This window comes from Pseudomonas sp. RL_15y_Pfl2_60 (assembly GCF_963970595.1).
Taxonomy (GTDB): domain Bacteria; phylum Pseudomonadota; class Gammaproteobacteria; order Pseudomonadales; family Pseudomonadaceae; genus Aquipseudomonas.
Genome location: NZ_CAXAOE010000002.1, coordinates 1 through 18,901 on the forward strand (window position 1 = coordinate 1; position 18,901 = coordinate 18,901).

17 protein-coding genes and 1 pseudogene are annotated in these 18,901 nt (G+C 55.0%); 15 read left to right on the plus strand and 3 right to left on the minus strand.

Annotated features, from left to right (window positions below):
• Positions 1 to 647: TRAP transporter large permease (locus AACY26_RS05275; RefSeq protein ID WP_339511763.1), on the plus strand; the 647-nt coding region annotated here is incomplete at its 5' end.
• Between the two features lie 104 nt (positions 648 to 751).
• Here the strand turns inward: AACY26_RS05275 and AACY26_RS05280 are convergent.
• Entirely contained in the window at positions 752 to 1,129 is a 378-nt protein-coding gene (locus AACY26_RS05280) for a Rho termination factor N-terminal domain-containing protein (protein ID WP_339511765.1), read from the minus strand.
• A 175-nt stretch (positions 1,130 to 1,304) separates the two neighbouring features.
• On the opposite strand from AACY26_RS05280, the gene AACY26_RS05285 reads away from it, so the two are divergent.
• Positions 1,305 to 1,793, plus strand: a complete 489-nt coding sequence (locus AACY26_RS05285) for an MgtC/SapB family protein (RefSeq protein ID WP_339511767.1) — start codon at positions 1,305 to 1,307, stop codon at positions 1,791 to 1,793.
• 72 nt (positions 1,794 to 1,865) lie between these two features.
• Here AACY26_RS05285 and AACY26_RS05290 read toward each other — a convergent pair whose 3' ends face one another.
• Entirely contained in the window at positions 1,866 to 2,741 is an 876-nt protein-coding gene (locus AACY26_RS05290; RefSeq protein ID WP_339511769.1) for an alpha/beta fold hydrolase, read from the minus strand.
• A 274-nt stretch (positions 2,742 to 3,015) separates the two neighbouring features.
• Complete coding sequence (locus tag AACY26_RS05295) at positions 3,016 to 3,627, minus strand: CGNR zinc finger domain-containing protein (RefSeq protein WP_339511771.1); 612 nt, start codon at positions 3,625 to 3,627, stop codon at positions 3,016 to 3,018.
• 466 nt (positions 3,628 to 4,093) lie between these two features.
• Between AACY26_RS05295 and AACY26_RS05300 the strand changes: the two genes are divergently transcribed.
• The 13 genes and pseudogenes from AACY26_RS05300 (at position 4,094) to AACY26_RS05360 (ending at position 18,883) form a co-directional block, all read left to right on the plus strand.
• Positions 4,094 to 4,567: a zinc-binding dehydrogenase gene (locus tag AACY26_RS05300; protein ID WP_339511773.1), complete on the plus strand. Its 474-nt coding sequence runs from the start codon at positions 4,094 to 4,096 to the stop codon at positions 4,565 to 4,567.
• A 71-nt stretch (positions 4,568 to 4,638) separates the two neighbouring features.
• The gene (locus AACY26_RS05305) at positions 4,639 to 5,337 is read left to right on the plus strand and encodes an extensin-like domain-containing protein (protein WP_339511775.1); all 699 of its coding nucleotides are present in this window, start codon (positions 4,639 to 4,641) and stop codon (positions 5,335 to 5,337) included.
• A 386-nt stretch (positions 5,338 to 5,723) separates the two neighbouring features.
• Complete coding sequence (locus AACY26_RS05310; protein WP_339511777.1) at positions 5,724 to 6,653, plus strand: LysR substrate-binding domain-containing protein; 930 nt, start codon at positions 5,724 to 5,726, stop codon at positions 6,651 to 6,653.
• Between the two features lie 283 nt (positions 6,654 to 6,936).
• Positions 6,937 to 8,127 (plus strand): aromatic ring-hydroxylating oxygenase subunit alpha, encoded by a 1,191-nt coding sequence (locus AACY26_RS05315; protein ID WP_339511779.1) that lies wholly within the window; start codon positions 6,937 to 6,939, stop codon positions 8,125 to 8,127.
• 10 nt (positions 8,128 to 8,137) lie between these two features.
• Entirely contained in the window at positions 8,138 to 9,583 is a 1,446-nt protein-coding gene (locus AACY26_RS05320; RefSeq protein ID WP_339511781.1) for an aldehyde dehydrogenase family protein, read from the plus strand.
• An 11-nt stretch (positions 9,584 to 9,594) separates the two neighbouring features.
• Positions 9,595 to 9,756 (plus strand): annotated as a pseudogene (locus tag AACY26_RS05325) (rubredoxin); the annotation flags it as partial.
• Positions 9,745 to 10,989, plus strand: a complete 1,245-nt coding sequence (locus AACY26_RS05330; protein ID WP_339513083.1) for an FAD-dependent oxidoreductase — start codon at positions 9,745 to 9,747, stop codon at positions 10,987 to 10,989. The pseudogene AACY26_RS05325 and the gene AACY26_RS05330, both read left to right, overlap by 12 nt.
• Positions 10,990 to 10,999: 10 nt before the next feature.
• On the plus strand, positions 11,000 to 12,331 hold the full coding sequence (locus tag AACY26_RS05335) for an NAD(P)/FAD-dependent oxidoreductase (RefSeq protein WP_339511783.1): 1,332 nt from the start codon (positions 11,000 to 11,002) through the stop codon (positions 12,329 to 12,331).
• Positions 12,328 to 12,720, plus strand: a complete 393-nt coding sequence (locus AACY26_RS05340; RefSeq protein WP_339511785.1) for an ethanolamine utilization protein EutQ — start codon at positions 12,328 to 12,330, stop codon at positions 12,718 to 12,720. The genes AACY26_RS05335 and AACY26_RS05340 overlap by 4 nt, the downstream gene beginning before the upstream one ends.
• A gap of 241 nt (positions 12,721 to 12,961) precedes the next feature.
• Complete coding sequence (locus AACY26_RS05345) at positions 12,962 to 14,515, plus strand: BCCT family transporter (RefSeq protein WP_339511787.1); 1,554 nt, start codon at positions 12,962 to 12,964, stop codon at positions 14,513 to 14,515.
• Positions 14,516 to 14,852: 337 nt separating this feature from the next.
• Positions 14,853 to 15,395 carry a fimbrial protein gene (locus tag AACY26_RS05350; protein ID WP_339511789.1) on the plus strand — a complete coding sequence of 181 codons (543 nt, stop codon included), beginning with the start codon at positions 14,853 to 14,855 and terminating at the stop codon, positions 15,393 to 15,395.
• Between the two features lie 55 nt (positions 15,396 to 15,450).
• Positions 15,451 to 16,191 (plus strand): fimbrial biogenesis chaperone, encoded by a 741-nt coding sequence (locus AACY26_RS05355; protein WP_339511791.1) that lies wholly within the window; start codon positions 15,451 to 15,453, stop codon positions 16,189 to 16,191.
• 121 nt (positions 16,192 to 16,312) lie between these two features.
• The gene (locus AACY26_RS05360; RefSeq protein WP_339511793.1) at positions 16,313 to 18,883 is read left to right on the plus strand and encodes a fimbria/pilus outer membrane usher protein; all 2,571 of its coding nucleotides are present in this window, start codon (positions 16,313 to 16,315) and stop codon (positions 18,881 to 18,883) included.
• Positions 18,884 to 18,901: the final 18 nt, after the last annotated feature.

Consider the following 18,901-nt stretch of genomic DNA (forward strand, 5'->3'; position numbering starts at 1 on the left):
CACGCAAAGCCGTTTGGGGCCTGCTGCTGATGGTGGTGATTCTCGGCGGTATCTACTCGGGCATGTTCACCCCGACTGAAGCTGCTGCGGTGGCTGCGGTGTACGCCGGTTTTGTCGCGCTGTTCGTCTACAAAGACCTGACTTTCCGTGACTGCCCGAAAGTGCTGCTCGACTCCGGCAAGCTGACCATCATGCTGATGTTCATCATTGCCAACGCCATGTTGTTCGCCCATGTACTGACCACCGAGCAAATCCCGCAGACCATCACCGCCTGGGTGATCGAAGCAGGCCTGCAGCCTTGGCAGTTCCTGTTGGTGGTCAACATCGTGCTGCTGGTGGCTGGTGCATTCATGGAGCCCTCGGCCATCATCCTGATCCTGGCGCCGATCCTGTTCCCGATTGCGGTGCAGCTGGGCATCGACCCGATCCATTTGGGCATCATCATGGTGGTCAACATGGAGATCGGCTTGATCACCCCACCGGTTGGCCTGAACCTGTTCGTCACCTCGGCGGTGACCGGCATGCCGCTGACCCAGGTAATCCGCGCCGCCTGGCCTTGGCTGATGCTGCTGCTCGGCTTCCTGATGGTGATCACCTACATCCCAGCCGTTTCAATGGCATTGCCAAACTGGCTAGGGATGAACTGATCAGGACAACTGCACAATTACAGCGTCACGGCGTGGTGATTGTGCAGTTTGCTGCATTCAGCCAAGGGCGCATATAGCCCCAGCGATGGGATTGTGGGTGCTAGTCATTTAGCTTTACGCAGCGCATTTAGTAGCTCTTCTTTACGCATCGTCGAGCGCCCCGACAGATTGCGCTTGCGCGCTAACTCCATAAGCTCGGTCTTGGTCATTCGGTCCAGTCGCTGTCCGGGACGGGGCGTGCCTTTGCGCGTAGCCACGGCCCGGCGTGCGGATGATCGGCGTGCCGCCTCTTTGCTGGCTTTGGCTGTCTCCCGGCCGGAGCCGCCGACTTTATTGCCTCCGCCAGACTGCTTGTTCACCGTGGCCCAGGCCCGGGCTTGCGCCTCATCTTCTGGTAGGCCTCTGGCCTCGTAGCTGTCTTCAATGTGCTCGGCTTTGCGTTTTTGTTTCTCGGTGTACTTGTCTTTGCTTGCGCTTGTCATGACGTGTTCTCCCGATTCGCCGTGGTACCGGATTGCCCACGGGGTATAACGCAAGAGAGCCTGGCAAAGGGCTTTGGTTCCAGCGGGCGGATCGATGGAGGTCTGGATACTCAGCAGATGAACCTTTGCGGGTTTTTCACCTCAGAAACAAAGGTGCCCCATTCTGGAGAGGCGGGTGGATATTACCGAACGCATCATCGCGACCTTGATTCTCGAATTCTCTGATCTTGGCCAAGTGGAGCAACTGACCCGCGCCAGCCTGCGCCTGATACTTGCCATGTTCCTGGGTGGGCTGCTCGGCTACGAGCGTGAGGTGATGGGCAAGGCCGCAGGCATACGCACACATATGCTGGTGTGCCTCGGTGCGACGATCTTTGTAATGGCGCTGGAGCAAGAAGGTGCCGAACATGACGCCATGAGTCGGGTGATTCAGGGTGTAGCCACGGGCATCGGTTTTGTTTGCGCGGGTACGATTCTTAAAGGTGACAGCATCGCCAACGTCAAAGGGCTAACCACGGCTGCCGGATTGTGGGCCTCGGCGGCCATCGGTGTTGCGGTCGGGTTGGGCCGTGAAGCAACTGCATTAATATCGACCGTGATCGTGTTGCTGGTATTGCATGTCATGCCATTGCTGCAGGGCTCAAGCACCGACAACAAGCGTTAGACGGCTGCGGCGCATGCAATGAAGGGCGCGGGAGGGGCCATTGCCATCCATGGCCGCAATGTCCATGGATGCTCAGTCAATGATTTGGATAATTCGCTGTGCAATGTGCTCGACGTGAGTCTCAAGCGCGAAATGACCTGTATCCAATAGCTCGACAACCGCTTTGGGGTTATCGCGCTTGAAGGCTTCGGCACCAGGTGGGATGAAAAATGGATCGTGCTTGCCCCAGATAACCAAGGTCGGGATCTTGGCGTTACGGAAAAATTCCTGGAATTCGGGGTAACGCTTCAGGTTATTGGCGTAATCAAGAAACAGATCCAGCTGGATGTCTTTATTTCCTGGACGCTCCATCAGCAGGGTGTCCAGGGTGTAGGACTCAGGTGCGACCCGTTCTGGGCGATCAACGCCGTGCAGGTACTGCCAGCGTGTACCTTCAAGATTCAGAACATTATCAGCTATCACTTGGCGATTGGCGGCAGTGGGCTCAGCCCAGTAGGCCCTGATCGGAGCCCACGCATCACCCAATCCCTCGAGGTAGGCATTGCCATTCTGGCTTACCAGGCCAGTCACTCGATCGGGGTGCTGCACGGCCAATCGCAAGCCCACTGGGGCGCCGTAGTCGAAGACATACATTGAGTAGGCCTCGAGCCCCAGCACTTCAACAAAATCCCCCAGCGTTTTAGCCAAGGCATCAAAGCTGTACAGGTAGGCGCGCGACTCTGGAACCTCTGTGAATCCAAAGCCCGGCAAGTCTGGCGCGATGATGTGGTAGTGAGCCGATAACAAAGGAATGAGCTGGCGGAACTGGTGCGACGAACTGGGATAACCGTGAAGCAGCAGGAGCGTCGGCTTGCTCCGGTCGCCGGCCTCTCGATAGAACACGCGTACGCCATCGGCCTCGGCGAAGTTATAGGTGATCAGCGCTTCGGGGTTATTTGCGCGAGTCATGATTTTTTCCTCAAGTGGTGTAGGGAATAAACAATGGGTCTACGCAATAAACACTGGCATGCTGTTGGTAACCTGTCAAATGCATTTGGAGAGGTTATTATTAATTTGAGGTGGGAAATTATTGGACACGCCAAGCGCAGAGCAGGCTATGGCCTGTTCTGCGCTAAGCAAAATAGAAAGGGAGGCTGAGTTGTGTGCTGGTATGGGCCAAGGCCAGATTAAGCAGGGGCAAGCCACTGATGGAAATCGACCAAAATTAGCAAGGCGCGATAGGTTATTCGTCGGCAGTTTTTTGTCGTTCGCGATGCGCCGCCGCTTTTGCGCGATTGCCACAGACTGACATGCTGCACCAGCGGCGCTTCTTTCCGCGCGTATGGTCAACAAACATGAGGGTGCAGCGCGCGCCTTCGCAGCTTTTGATAGTTGAAAAATCTTCCTCGCAAATAAATCTGGCCAGCACTTCTGCGATTGGGAGGAGGAGTGAATCCGGGGTTCTCCAGCGCCGACGTGGTTGCAGTTCAAGTTGGGCAGGGCTGTGTTGAGATTCAGCTATCTGGCTGAATTTGTCGTCCCTGTCGAGTAAACGGTTGAGGGTTGCAAGGTCATTAAGGGCCTCACTCGACAGCGCGCGTCCAGCATATTTGGAGACGAAGGCCCTGAACCAGTCGCGTAGCGCTCTGGTTTGTGCCGCAACGACCTCCAGCTCACCCGGTAAAGCACCTGCCTCGATATGCGCCAAGGTTTGCTGGCTAACCCAGCCAGACTGTGCCAACCAATCAATTAAGCCACGCGCATCGGCGAGCCAGTCAACCTCCTCGTCGACAGGGGTCGCAATGGAGTTGAGGAAATCCAGGGCTGGAGCATCGGCGACGAAGATGGCAGGCATGGCAGAAATAGAAGGCATTGGCTGCTCGCTTTAGGGCTGAGTGTGCTAAAAGAGTAACCAGCCAAACCAACTTTGACAAGTTACTGATTGGTGAATAACCTGAATACTGCTTACTGACTGGTTACTAATGGCTGCTCGTCAGTCGCCTCGGTCATTCAGTACAGCATCGATCCTGGTGGAGAGTTTCCGCTGGGAGCCAAAGTCGCCGCTTTGATGGGCAGTCTTGGCAGGACGATCAATGGCAGCTATGCCGAGTACACCCAAGCTCCAGTCACAAACGTTGCGCTTATCAATGCGGATCTTCCATGGCCGCAGCTGGCAGCCATTCCTGAAACCTACGCCACTGCCTGGACCTGCCTGTTCCGCAATCTCGAAATCGAGCGGGGCCAGACGCTGCTGATCAGGGGGGGCGACCTCTTCGTTCGGTCAGGCCGCGATCAAACTGGCTGTCAACGCCGGGGTTCGCGTGATCGCAACCACGCGCAGCGAGAAGCGTGCACAAATGCTCAAAGGGCTTGGCGCTGCGGGCGTTGAGCTTGAAGGGCCTGATTTATCAACGCGTATAGCCGGGGTAAAAACCTTTGACGCCGTACTCGATCTGGTCGGCAACAGCACGCTGCTTGATTCCTTGGCGATCGTGCGGCGCGGTGGGCGTGTTTGTCTGGCAGGATGGTTGGGTGGGCTTGATCCAATAGCGGATTTCAATCCACTGCTGCAGATGCCAAGTGGCGTTTATCTGACATTTTTTGCAAGTTTCGTCTTTGGCACTCCTGGGTTCCCACTCGCGGACGTGCCACTGCAAGCAATTGCCGAAGAGGCAGCAGCCGGACGTCTTGATGTAAAACCATCACGGGTATTCCCGTTTGAAGAGATCCACGAAGCGCACCGGGTAATGGAAGCGAACGAAGCGGAAGGCAAGATGGTGGTCGTTGTGCGCTAATCTCAAGGCACAACTTTGGATTGGGGTTGTCACAAACTGCCTAAAACACAAATTTATAACCGGGAGTCGTCGTGCGGTTTGTAAAGGTGCTTTTGTTGCTGTTCGTGCTGGGTTCTGGCGTTCTGCTCGGAATCTGGCGTGGCTGGGTACCGCTGTCCGATGCCTGGAATCCATGGGCGCCGCTGGATGTGGGCGCCCAACCAAATTGGTTAACCCGCTTCAAGCTGATGCGACTGCGCGATGATCCCGAGCTTTGTGAGCGAGTCCTGAGCGGTTCGGGCCTGCAGGTTGTGAAGCAGCAAGACAGTCCCGCAGATGCGCGTTGCCCGCTGCAAAATGTGGTGCGGGTTCAAGGCGGCGACCTTGGATTAAGCAGCAGCTTCCTGGCCAGTTGTCCGCTTGCTGTGGCTTTCGCCTTGTTTGAGCGACATGGTTTGCAGCCGGCAGCGCAGGCTGTATACGGACAGAAGGTTAGTCAGGTCGACCATCTTGGTAGCTTCGCCTGCCGCAATATATACAACCGCGAAAACGGAGCCCTTAGCCGACATGCAAGTGCCGATGCGCTGGATATTGCCGGTTTTCGTTTGGCTGATGGACGCCGCATCAGCGTGCTCAAGGATTGGCCGGGGCAGGGTGAAGATGCACGCTTTCTGCGCCTGGCACGCGATGGTGCTTGTGAGGCGTTCAACGTGGTGCTAAGCCCTGATTACAATGCCGCCCATCACAATCACTTTCACCTGGATGTAGGCTCCTGGTGGGTCTGCCGTTGAGCTGGGCTGGATGTCAGCACCCATTGTGCTGGTCAGCTGAAGAAGCCCTGTTGAGACCAGAATAAGCGCTTTATCGCAGGTCTAGTACTCGCACCTGACGTGATCCAGCCACTGTCATACCGACCTTACCAGCGACTGGACAGCACGCAGCTCCTGCATAAAAAACACTGGCGGACTTCCTAGGGGATGGCGTAAAAAGCCTTGCTTGCGATAAACGACTCATGGGTCATTTTATTTTCAGCATGTTGATAAAGCCTGCTTAACGCTCGAAATCAAGCGTCTGTGCCTGCAGATTCTTGAGCCAGATTTGTATCAATAGGCTTTATCAAATCAGGCTTCAAAGTGAAGTGCGATGAGCTACAAACATAAGAATAAGTGGTTGCCTGATGAAAATTAATCCATTGCCACCCTTGAATAGTCTGGTTGCATTTGAGAGCGCTGCTCGTAATTTGAGCTTCACCCTTGCAGCCCATGAACTCAATGTGACTCAAGGGGCGGTCAGTCGCCAGGTCAGGTTGCTTGAGGACTACTTGGGCAAAGCGCTCTTTGAGCGTACGACTCGAGCCATGAACCTAACGCCAACAGGTAACCAGTATTACGAAGTCGTGCGTGAGACCTTGATTCAGCTGGCCAGTGCCACCGGTGAAATTCGTCACTGGAAAGGTTCGCAGCAAGTCACGGTGGCGACCAGCACCGCGATGGCCTCATTGTGGTTACTGCCGAAAGTTGCCGAATTCCAGCGCGACAACGAAGAAATTGACCTGCGCATCATCGCCTACGATCACGTTAAGGATTACTCACGGCTCGATTGCGACTTAGCGCTTTACTATTGCCGCACCTCACCGAAAAACATGCAGGTCACCCCGTTGTTCACCGAGGAAGTATTTCCGGTGTGCAGCCCGGCTTATCTGGCCAAGCACCCCGAGCTGGAAAGTGTTGAGCAATTTTCATCTTGCACCTTGCTGTGGTTGGAAGACCCGCAACGGGACTGGATAGGCTGGTCGGAATGGTTTACCCGACTGGGTACAAAAATGGTTCAGCCACGGCACCGAATCAATATCAACAGCTACTCGATGTTGCTGCAGTCGGCCATAGGCGGGCAGGGCATCGCTTTAGCCTGGTCGAACCTGGTCGACAATCATTTGCAGACAGGCGCCTTGGTGCGCCCGGTTGAATCGACCTTGATGACCGAAGGCCAGTTCTGCTTGCTCGAACCCAACAACCGGGCTGCAACGCGCCAGAGTGTTAAGCAATTTCGCTCCTGGTTGATTTCCCAGTTGCCGCTTGCTGCCAGTGATGCTGAGTCCGGCGCTTGATGGCTTAACGCTCGACCTTAACCAAGCCTGTTGTTAAGCATCAGGCTTGGTTGATAGTTTTTCTCTTCAATTGATGAGATTTAATCATATATAAAATCATTAACTCTCATATAGCAGCTGTTATAGCGGCTGCTCGAAATTATTGATGATTAAAAATCATAAATGATCATGTAAAAAATCGTTTGTCGCAAATCGCTGTTTTTCTCGAAACTCGCGGTCAAGGGAGCGTGGCTAATGCGCCTGCCGAACTTGACCTAACCGTGCCCAGCAGGGGAGAAAAACAATGAACAATTCTATCTCTCAACGTATTCCGGTCCAGCAACTGGAAACCGTCCTCAATCCCATTCATCAAGCCACCGGGCTCAGCAATGAGTTCTACACCGAACAACGCTATTTCGAACTGGAGCGTGATCAGGTGATGGGCAAAACCTGGGCATGCATAGGTTTTGCCAGCGATCTGGCGCAGAAGGGCGCGGTCAAGCCAGTTGATTTCATGGGCCTGCCATTGTTGCTGATGCGCAATCGCGAAGGAGTGGTTCAGGTATTCCACAACGTGTGCAGCCACCGCGGCATGAAGCTGGTTGAAGAAGAAGGCGTTGTGCAGGGGGTTATCCGGTGCCCATACCATTCCTGGACTTACGACTTGAATGGCGCGCTGCGCGGCACTCCTCACGTGGGCGGTATCGACAAGCACAAGGATGAGCGCTTTGCTTGCGAAAAGCATGGTCTCAAACCGCTGCGTAGCGCTGTTTGGATGGACATGGTGTTCGTCAACTTGTCGGGTGACGCGCAATCATTGGAAGAAATGCTTGCCCCCCTGACTGAGCGCTGGAGCCAGTTCCTGGGTGACGACGGCATGAGCCTGCTGCGCCGTCGTCCTGGCTTCGACGCAACCACTTTGGACATCAACTGCAACTGGAAGCTGGCCGTCGAAAACTATTGCGAGGCGTATCACCTGCCTTGGGTTCACCCCAGCCTGAACACTTATTCACGCCTCGAAGACCACTACAACATCATGTTTGGCGACAACTTCGCCGGGCAGGGCAGCTACGCCTACAACCTGTCAGACGTGGCGGGCACGCACATGCCGAAGTTCCCGAGCTGGCCGCAGGACCGCCTGCGCAATGCCGAGTACGTGGCCTTCTTCCCGAACGTACTGCTGGGTATCCAGGCCGATCATGCTTTCGCCATGCAACTTGAGCCAGTAGCGCCAGGGCGCACGCTTGAGCACTTGCGCGTGTTCTACGTGGGTGATGAAGCGCTTAACGATGAATACGCTGCCTGCCGCAATTCAATTCTGGAATCGTGGAAAGTGGTGTTCGCCGAAGACATCAGCTCGGTGGAAGGCATGCAGAAAGGGCGTCATTCGCCTGGTTACAAAGGCGGTGCCTTTTCACCTGAAATGGATATTCCGACTCACTTTTTCCATACCTGGGCTGCTCGCCAGTTCTTGGAAACCGACACGCCTGCCTGAGGAGAAGGACATGACCAAGATTGCTGCTCACTGGCTTAACTATATCGACGGAGAATGGGTCGACAGCGACAACCGACTCCAAGTCAATCAACCGGCCAGTGGCGCCCCCCTTGCGACCATAGCTCAGGCCTCAATTGACGACGCCCAGCGCGCCCTGACCGCCGCCAGGCGTTGTGCAGACAGCAACGAACTGAATCGTGTGCGCCCGGCTCAGCGAGTGACCTGGCTGCTACAGATTGCAGCTGAGATTCGTGCAGTTGCAGAAGAAGGTGCATGGGTGCTCTGTCAGGAAAACGGCAAAAGCCTGAATGATGCCCGTGACGAGTTCACCGAAGCTGCGCGTTACTTCGAGTACTACGCGGGCATGGCCGACAAGATTGAGGGCACCTCGATCCCACTGGGCAATGGCTATATGGATTTCACCCAGTACGACCCGATGGGTGTGTCCGCGCAGATCGTACCCTGGAATTTTCCGGTATCCATTTGCGCTCGCTCGCTGGCACCTGCCCTGGCTGCCGGGAATGCGGTGGTGATCAAGTCGCCAGAATTATCGCCGCTTGGCATGTGTGTGTTGATGCGTGCCATTGCCAAGGTCGGGCTGCCAAAAGGCGCCGTGAACCTGATTTGCGGCCGTGGTCGCGAAGTAGGCTCGTATCTGGTTAGCAGCAAGCAGGTTGACCAGATTGTATTCACTGGTTCAGTTCCAACCGGGCAATCGATTCTGCGCGCCGCGGCTGAAAACGCTACTCCGAGCGTGATGGAGTTGGGCGGTAAATCGGCGGCGCTGGTGTTTGCCGATGCAGATCGCCAACAAGTATTGAGCAGCGTCAAAAGCGGTATTTTCTTTAATGCTGGCCAGGTGTGTTCAGCCCTGTCACGACTGCTCGTGCAGCGCGAAATCTACGATGAAATCGTTGATTTAGTGGTGAAGATGGCTGAAGGCCTGAGCGTCGGTAATGGCGAACAAAACCCCGACCTGACGCCGGTGATCAGCGCCGGGCAGCTTGCAGGTATCGAGCAACTATGCCGCAAGGCTGCTGACGAAGGTGCTGTGATTGCCACCGGCGGCGAGTCTTTTAATGATCGTGCCGGGCACTTTATGCGGCCCACGGTGATACGGGATGTCAGCCCGCAAATGAGCATTGCCCAAGTCGAAGTATTCGGCCCGGTGCTGGCGGTTATTCCCTTTGATACAGAAGAGGATGCGCTGCGCATCGCCAACGGTACCGAGTTCGGACTGGTTGCCGGTGTCTTCACCCAGGATATCAGCCGTGCCATGCGCTGCACACGCCGCTTGAAGGCAGGCCAGGTGTTCGTAAATGAATGGTATGCCGGTGGTATTGAAACGCCATTTGGCGGCGTTGGTCTCTCAGGTTTTGGCCGTGAGAAAGGTCAGGAAGCACTCTACAGCTACGTACGGACTAAAAACGTAGCCATCCGTGTCACTGGCGAGTAGCGGAGGCGATCATGAAAAAGTGGTTATGTGTGGTTTGTGGCCTGATCTATGACGAAGCTGAAGGCTGGCCTAAAGACGGAATCGCTGCCGGTACTCCCTGGGAAGATGTGCCTGAAGATTGGGTTTGCCCGGAGTGTGGCGTGGGCAAAAGTGATTTCGAAATGCTTGAAATTGAAGAGCCCATCATCGCTGCAGCCGCGCCCGCTGTTGCGCCCAAGCCTGTTGTTGAAGCGCCTGCAAGTGCGCAGCCACGCCAGCCGATCGTAATTATCGGCAGCGGCTATGCCGGTTACGGTTTAGCCCAGGCGTTGCGCCGTGCAGATGCCAAAGTTGAGATTCGCTTGCTTACCCAAGAGTCCGGCCATTTGTATTCCAAGCCTGCGTTGTCCATTGCTCTAGCCCAGGGCAAGAGCGCCGAAGGACTTGCTAGCGAGTCGCCTCTGGCTCTGGAAAAGCGTCTGAATATCCGTATTTATCCGCACTGCAAGGTCGAACACATCGACAGCGCCAAGCGTATATTGCACACCCGTTTTGGCGAGATGGAGTACGGCCAGTTGGTGTTGGCCAGTGGCGCCGCACCAATTCGTCTGCCGATTGCTGGCGATAGCGATGCCTTGCTCAGTGTCAATAACCTGCAGGACTACCAAGCCTTTCGCCAGCGTCTGGCCGGGGTCAAGCATGTGGCGATTGTCGGTGATGGCCTGATTGGTTGCGAGTTTGCCAATGACCTGGTCAGCAGCGGTCATCAAGTCAGTGTCATTGGCCTAGGGCAGTGGCCGATGGAGCGCCTGTTACCGGCACAGGCCGGGCAACGCCTACAAGCGGCGTTAAGTGAGCAGGGCGTCGATTGGTACCTGCAAAATTCACTGGCACAGGTTGAACGGCTGGAGCAAGGCTACCGCTTGCAGCTAAGCGATGGTCAAGAGCTGCATGCAGACCTGGTGCTGTCCGCAGTCGGGCTGCGACCCAACCTGAAGCTGGCGCAAAGCGCCGGGATTGCGACGGATCGAGGAATCAAGGTCGACGCGCACCTGCAAACCTCGGTACCGGGCATATACGCTTTGGGCGATTGCATTGAAATCGACGGGCAGTTATTGCCTTATCTGGCACCGATCAACCAGGGAATTCAGGCACTGAGCAAGACCTTGCTTGGGCAATTGAGTGCGGCTAGCTACCCGTTGATGCCGGTGATGGTGAAAACCCCAGCGGCACCACTTTGCCTGCTTCCACCGGCAATCGGTATCCAGGGTGAGTGGCGCTGCACAACGACTGAAGATGGAGTGAGCGCAGGGTTCTACTGTGCTGCTGGCAAACTGCACGGTTTTGTCCTGCTCGGGCGCCAAGCCCAGCTGCAACGCAATAGTTGGCTGCAATCGTGCGAAACCGCGCAACAAGCCGTAGCCTGAGAGGCGCATCATGACGAATAAGAATGCAAATTTGCCGTTGGACGACTCAAGTTGCGGCTGGTACAGCGCGTTGCACGATGTACCTGTGGCCAAGCGCTTGCAGGGCCAACAGCGTGCGGATTACGCCATCATCGGTGCAGGTTTTGCCGGACTGGCAGCCGCCAGGCGACTGGCCGAACAACTGCCGCAAGCCCGTATCATTTTGGTCGATGCTCAGCGTGTCGGGTACGGCGCTTCGGGTCGTAACTCAGGCTTTGTGATTGACCTGCCGCACAAGTTTGCCCTTGAGCATCCGGACCCGGGCCATAAACAACGCTTGCTAGCACTTAACCGTGCAGCAATCAGCCAGCTGCAAGGCTTGGTTGATCAGCACGGCATTGATTGCCAATGGTCACACGCTGGCAAATACCAGGGCGCAGTCGGCCCGCGTGGACAAGCTTACCTTGAGCACTTTGCAACGCTGATGAAAGACCTTGGCGAGCCTTTTGAGTGGATTGATCGTGGTCCCTTGTCCAAGGTTATTGGCAGCCAACATTACAGTCAGGCCATTTTCACCCCAGGTTGCTACTTGATGCAGCCAGCAGCGCTGGTAAATGGGCTAGCACGCAGCCTGCCAGACAATGTTGAGCTGCTTGAAGAGTCCCCGATCCAACGGCTTGAGTCTGATGCCAATGGTGGTTGGATTCTGCATGGTTCACAGGGCCGCATCACCACGCCAAAGCTGTTGTTGGGTACCAGCATATTTACTCAGGAGTTCGGTTTCCTGCGTAATCGCTTGCTACCCGTGATGACGTTTGCCAGTTGGACGCGGCCACTCACTGACGCCGAGTTCGCTGAGTATGGTGGCCAGCTGGATTGGGGGCTGACCCCGGCTGATCATGCCGGAACCACCGTACGCATGACTCAAGACCGCCGCTTGATTATCCGCAACACCTACAAACACGTGCCCAAGTACGGTCGCAGCACCAGTGATGCCATGCGCCAACAGATTGCGCTTGATCATCGCAAGGCCTTTGTAGCGCGTTTCCCGCAACTAGAAGCGGTGCCGTTTACCCATACCTGGGGCGGGGTGTACGCCATTTCTCGCAACTTCACCAACTTCTTTGGCGAGTTGCAGGACGGTGTTTTTGCCTCTGCTTGCGACAACGGTGTTGGCGCAGCATGGGGCACGATTTCCGGCACGTTACTGGCCGATTTAGCCATAGGCGCGGATTCTAGCCAGTTACGTGATATTCAAGCCGTTACCGGCATGCCATCACTCAATCCGCCTGAGCCTTTCCTGGGCTTGGGCGTGCGCTCACGGATTCGTTTAGCTGCATTCAACAGTCGGAGTGAAATATGAGTGACGCAACTTCCAGCGTGAAAATCTCAGGCAAGGGCCCGGTGTTGTTGGTTGACCACAAGGATCTCGACTTTACCTTGCGAAGCGCCGCCCAGAGCGATGGGCAGGCATTTGTTGCCCGGGCTATCAGCAATGAGGTGTCACCCAATATCGGCATTGGTTTTGCCAGATGGGAAGGTGCACAAGTGGCATGGACACTGCTCTACGACGAAGTGATTTTTGTCATAGAAGGCTGCTTCGAGTTGCAAGCCAATCACCAGCTTTATCGCGTCACGCCAGGACAGATGCTGTGGATTCCGGAAGGTACCGAGTTGGTCTATGGCGGCCATGCATTGTTCGGCTATGTGGTGCATCCCGGCGACTGGAAGCAACGGCATGGGCTGGCTTGATCAAGACCTCTATCCATCAGTTTTCTAACTGATCAAAGGGGCCATTAGCGCTGGCTGTAGATGAAAAATATCAGTGATAAAAAGTCATGAATCCACCAAATAAAATGGTTTGTCCTGCGCTTTAACCTGACTGAATATCGCCCCCCAGCGCAATTCTGGAACCTTGCCTTGTGGTGATTTCGCAATGACGAAACACACCCCGGAATTGCTTTAAATACAAAAATAATAGCGAGGCCGTGTAATGAAAGAGATAACTGCCGAAGGCACTCATTCCCCCGCATTTAATATGCGCATCATGGGATTGAACTTCCACCGCGTAATCTTCCCTGCATCATTCTTTATCGTGCTGGCACTGGTATTGGCCGCGCTCTATGACCCTGTTGCGTTTGGCCAGGCCCTTGAAGCAATCAAAGGCTGGATTCTTAAGAATTGTGATTGGTTCATTATGATCATGGGTAATCTGGCTGTGCTGTTTTGCGCCGGTGTTGCTCTATCGCCTTACGGTAAAATCCGCCTGGGCGGCGAGGATGCAAAGCCTGAATTCAGCATGCTGTCATGGTTCTCAATGATGTTCGCCGCCGGCATGGGTGTCGGCTTGCTGTACTGGGGCGTTGCCGAACCCGTTGCGCAATACACCGAATGGTGGAAAACACCACTCAACGTCGTTAAGAACACCCCGGAGGCGGCACATGCCGCAATGGGCGCAACCATGTTCCATTGGGGGCTGCATCCTTGGGCGATTTATCTGACCAGCGCCTTGGTTATTGGCTATTTCGCGTTCAACAAAGGCATGCCATTTTCCCTGAGTTCGGGCTTGAAGCCGCTCATTGGCGATGCCTATAAAGGCTTGCCCGGCCAAATCGTCGATATCTTCACTGTGGTTTTGACCGTGTTTGGTCTGGCCACCTCGCTTGGTTTAGGTGCCATGCAAGCGACTGCCGGGATTACCCATGTGCTGGGCGTCGCCAACTCCTTCAGTTTCCAGTTGTTGTTTATTTTCACGGTAACCGGCCTCGCAGCACTTTCATTGTGGAGAGGCATGCATGCGGGGGTGAAGCTACTGAGCAACATCAATATGCTGCTGGCACTGGCTCTGTTTGTATTGGTGGCTATTGCAGTTGGCGTAGGGACTTTTCTTTCATCGGTGGTCACCACCGCAGTGGATTACGCTCAATACTTTGGCCCCTTGGCTAATTGGATCAATCGTCCGGATCAGGACTGGTTCCAAGGCTGGACTGTTTTCTATTGGGCGTGGTGGTGCACATGGGGGCCAATTGTCGGGGTCTTTGTTGCGCGGGTTTCACGCGGTCGTACGCTGCGTCAATTGGTCTGCGTGGCAATGGTGTTCCCAACGATAGCGACTGTTTTCTGGTTTGCTGCTTTTGGACTTAGTGCCATCAATCAGGTAACAGCAGGACAGGGCGCGCTGGTGGCCGGGCTGGTCGATATTAATATGGCGTTGTTCCAGTTCCTGGAAGTGCTGCCCATGTCGACTATTACCTCCATGCTCGTGGTTGTGTTGTTGGTCATATTTATGGTCACTTCGATGGATTCCGGTGCATTGGTGGTTGATAACCTGGCCGCTGGTGGTGAGCCTGATACTCATGCAGGTCAGCGGATCTTGTGGCTGTTGATGGTGGCGTTGGTCACTGTCACTTTATTCGTGATTGGTGGCGACACTGCACTTAAGGGGATACAGGCAGGGGCTGTAGCGATGGGCCTACCGTTCATGGCCATCATGCTGCTATTGATGATTGGCTTTATTAAATCCCTCATGACCGAGGGACGCAGTTGAGTCCGTCCGCTGGCAATTAGCGATAACTTAAAAAACCGTTAGCGAGCAGTCGCTAGCGGTTTTTTGTTGCAACGCTATTGCACCCGATAGCGATGTTGATACTGGCTGCGCAATGGCCAATTGAGAGCGTTATTAAATGCTTTGGTAATAGGCTAAATGCACAAATGCTTCAACTGAGAATGAGATGCAGCCCTGTGTTTTTGGGCATCCCAGAATTTTCCTACGTAGCATGAGGATGCTTACTACATTCTATTGAATAGTGGCAAAGTAGTATTTGCGCCGCTCCAAACCGAGGATGGTTCCGGAGTTTATTGAACAAATTCTATTGGAGTTACGCATGAAAACGCTTTCCGCTGCATTTCTGGGTCTTGCCAGTGTCGGCTTGCTGAGCGCCTCCGGCGCCTATGCTGCTGATGGCACTATCACCATTACTGGCCAGGTGGTTGATTCTTCCTGTGATATTGCTGTCAACGGTGCTACTGGCGACGCAACTGTCGTTCTGCCATCTGTATCAAAAACCACGTTGGCCAACCCGGGTGATACCGCTGGCGCGACCTCAGTAAGCATGTCACTGACTGGCTGCCCAGCTACTGGTAGCGTACGTGCCTATTTCGAAGCCCTGAACGTTGACCAAGCCACTGGCTATTTGACTAACACCGCCGCTGCAACTCCAGCTGAGAATGTACAAGTACAGGTAACTGATGCTTCTGGCACCGGTATCGATCTGCGTACCAACGACAACAACAACTTCGTAGATTTTACGGATGATGCTGGTGTTGGTACTGCGAACCTGGAGTACGGCGTGCAGTACGTCGCCACTGATGCTGCAACAGCGGGCCAGGTAGAGACCCAACTGGTCTACAGCCTCGATTATCAATAACTCGTTGCTCGGCCGCGGAGTGATCCGCGGTCGGGGTATTCAGTAGGAGGTTGGTATGCGCAGTGCTCTGAGAAAAATTTCATCCTGCTTGCTTGCGGGGTTGTTGATTGCCCCATTGATGGTGCAGGCTGGGATCCAAATCGCAGGGACGCGTTTTATCTATCCGGCTGCTGAGCGTGAGATTAACGTTCGCCTGAATAACACAGCCAACAAGCCAGCATTGGTGCAAGCATGGCTTGATGCAGGCGACCCATCGGTGCAACCAGGTGCCGAGAAGTTACCTTTTGTCGTGCTGCCGCCGTTAGTTCGTGTGGAAGCCAACAAGGGGCAAACGCTGCGTATTGTTCGTGTTGGTGGCGAACTGCCGGCAGATCGTGAGTCGGTGTTCTGGCTCAATGTGCTGGAAGTTCCACCCAGAGCTGAAGGGACAGCTGATCGCAACGTTATGCAGCTGGCATTTCGTACGCGACTCAAGCTGTTTTATCGCCCTGAAGGACTGCAAGGCAAGTTGCAAGATGCAGTTGAAAAGTTGAATTGGACACTGGTTCGCGCCGGTGAAGGTTATGCATTGCAGGCACGCAATGACTCCGCCTTTCATATCAGTTTTGCCCATCTAGAACTGAACGCTGGCGGCAAGAGCTACAGCATCGACAGCGGCGGCATGGTTGCGCCGCGTGCGACGCAAGATTTTCCTCTGAAGGGCCTCAATGGTCCTGTTTCGAGCGGGCAAATCCAAGTGAACTGGCTCGATGATTTCGGTGCTAGCCGAGAGCATGACTATGCGTTGAAACACTAGCCACAGATTGCTGTTTTTACCTAGCTATCGTTGGCGTCATTGTAAAAACTCGCCTGGTTTCCAGTAGGTGAGTTTGTTCGCCTCGCATACAAGTCCTTCTGGAAGTTTCTAGGTCATCGAAATGAAAGTTTTCCGCTGCAGTCATGCAACGGGTGGGCCGACTGTTGCTTATGGAAAGCTACGGCTCACTCCTTTAGCACGGTTAATATGCACTATTATCGGCATCTCCTCAGTCGCCAATGCCCTGGCTGATGTCGATCCTGTTGAAGTTGCGACCAGCCCGGTTTTCGACAGCGGATTTTTGCGCGGAATGGGTCAGGATATCGACCTTTCGCGCTTCGCCAAGGCGGGCATTGTTGTGCCTGGCACCTACACCTTGGATGTCACTCTCAACGGCAAGGAACGCATACGTCAGGACGTACGAGTGACTGACGTGGAGGGTACGCAACACTTCTGTTTCTCTACCGCAGACGCCCGCCGTTGGGGCGCCAGGCTTGAGCAGTTGCCCGACCAGGAACAGGTCGCAAAGGTTCTGGCCAGCGACTGCGTGGAAGTCCAGGCACTTATTCCTGGAGCAAGCTTCAGCATGGATGTGGCTGAGCTCAGTGGTAACCTGAGCATCCCCCAAGCCTATGCCGGGCGCGTCAAGCGCGGCTACGTTGACCCGACCGAGTGGGATGAGGGTATCACCGCCGCCATCCTCGGCTACCATGGCAACGTATTTCGCAACGAACGCGATGGTGCGGATACCACCACCGACTACAGCGTCAACATCAATGCCGGGTTCAATGTGAACGGCTGGCGGCTGCGTCATAATGGCAACTATCGCGACAGCGACGACAGCCCCAGCGAGTACAGTTCGCAAAACAGTTATGCGCAAACTGACGTCGACATGCTGCACTCGCAACTGACCCTCGGCGAATACTTCACCCCAGGCAGCGATTTCGACAGTATCCCATTCACCGGGATTCAATTGGCCAGCGACGACAGCATGCTGCCAGAGAGCGAGCGTGGCTTTGCTCCAATTGTCCGCGGCACCGCAGAGACCAACGCCAAGGTCACAATCAGCCAAAACGGCAATGTGGTCTATGAAACCAGCGTGGCACCTGGCGCATTCGTGATTGATGATCTCTACGCCACTGGCTATGCCGGTGACCTTGAAGTCACTGTCACCGAGGCGGATGGTCGTGAAAAGAGTTTTATCGTCCCCTTCGCCGCAGTGGTGCAAATGCTGCGTCCGGGTACCTCACGTTTTAACATCGCCTCAGGTAATTACCGTGATGACAATCTAGAAGATGAGCCTTGGTTTACCCAAGGTACTTATCGGCGCGGTATCAGCAACAAACTGACCGCATACGGCGGCGGCATTCTGGCTGAAGACTACAGTTCCGTCCTGCTTGGTGCGGCGTTCGCCACACCAATTGGTGCCGTGGCGTTCGATACCACGTTGTCACGTGCCAAAGGCCTGCCAATCACAGGCACGGGTGACAATGCCTTGGATGATGACATGACCGGGCAAAGTTACAGGATCAGCTACAGCAAGCTGCTGGACGTTACCCGTACCAATTTCTCCCTGGCAGCCTATCGCTTCTCAAGCGAGGAATTCCTCAGTTTCGGTGATTTTGCACGCTTGCGTGAAAACGCTGATTCAGCGTCATTGCGTGAGCGCAATCGTTTCCAGGTCAATATCAGCCAGCCGCTGGGTGAATACGGCGACTTCAACTTCAGCGGTCTGACCCGTAACTATTGGGGCGAACAGGCTAATAGCACTACCTTCCAGCTTGGCTACGGCAAGGGTTTCAGTTGGGGCTATATGAACCTGACCGCTAGCCGCGAGATGCAGGACGGCGAGAGCACCGACACCTATATGTTGAGCGCCAGCATTCCGCTGGGCTCAGGGGCGCGGCGGCCGATGTTGACGACCACGGCGACACTGGATGACGACAGCAACAGTTCGGTACGAAGCAACCTGTCTGGCTCGGCAGGCGAATACGGTGAAATGAACTACGGTTTGTACGCCAGCCGTTCGGAAACCGATGACCAGACGGACAATACCTACGGCGGCAACCTAAACTACCGCACCTCCGCAACTCAGCTCGGCGCCAGCTACAGCCATGGCGATGACTACAAACAGTATTCAGCATCGGCCACCGGTACTGTGGTCGCGCATTCGGGCGGTGTGGTGTTCAGCCCAGAACGCGGCGAAACCATGGCACTGCTGGTTGCCGAAGGCGCGCCAGGTGCAGAAATAACCAGCGGTCAAGGCAATCGCCTTGATGGCAATGGCGAGGCGCTCAAGGCCGGTTTGACACCTTATCGCCACAACCCTGTTGGCATCAGTCCGCGAGGATTGCCAGTGGATGTAGAGCTGCAAACCACTTCGCAGAATGCAGTACCGCGCCGTGGCGCCGTAGTGAGGCTCGATTACGCAACCATAAATGGCAAGCCATTGCTGTTACGGGTAGAGAACGCTGATGTGCCTTTCGGGGCCAGCGTGGTTGATGCCGATGATAAACCAGTGGCCATGGTTGGGCAGGGCGGTTTGATCTTCCTGCGCGGCGAACACCATGGTTTGAAAGTGGTATGGGGCCAGTCGTCGCAGGAATCCTGCCAGTTGAGCTATCAAATACCGGCCCAGGAGCAGGGCGACAACCCATACCAGCAGATTGAAGCAAGTTGTGCGCATGGTTAGCGTCAGCAAGGCGCTGCG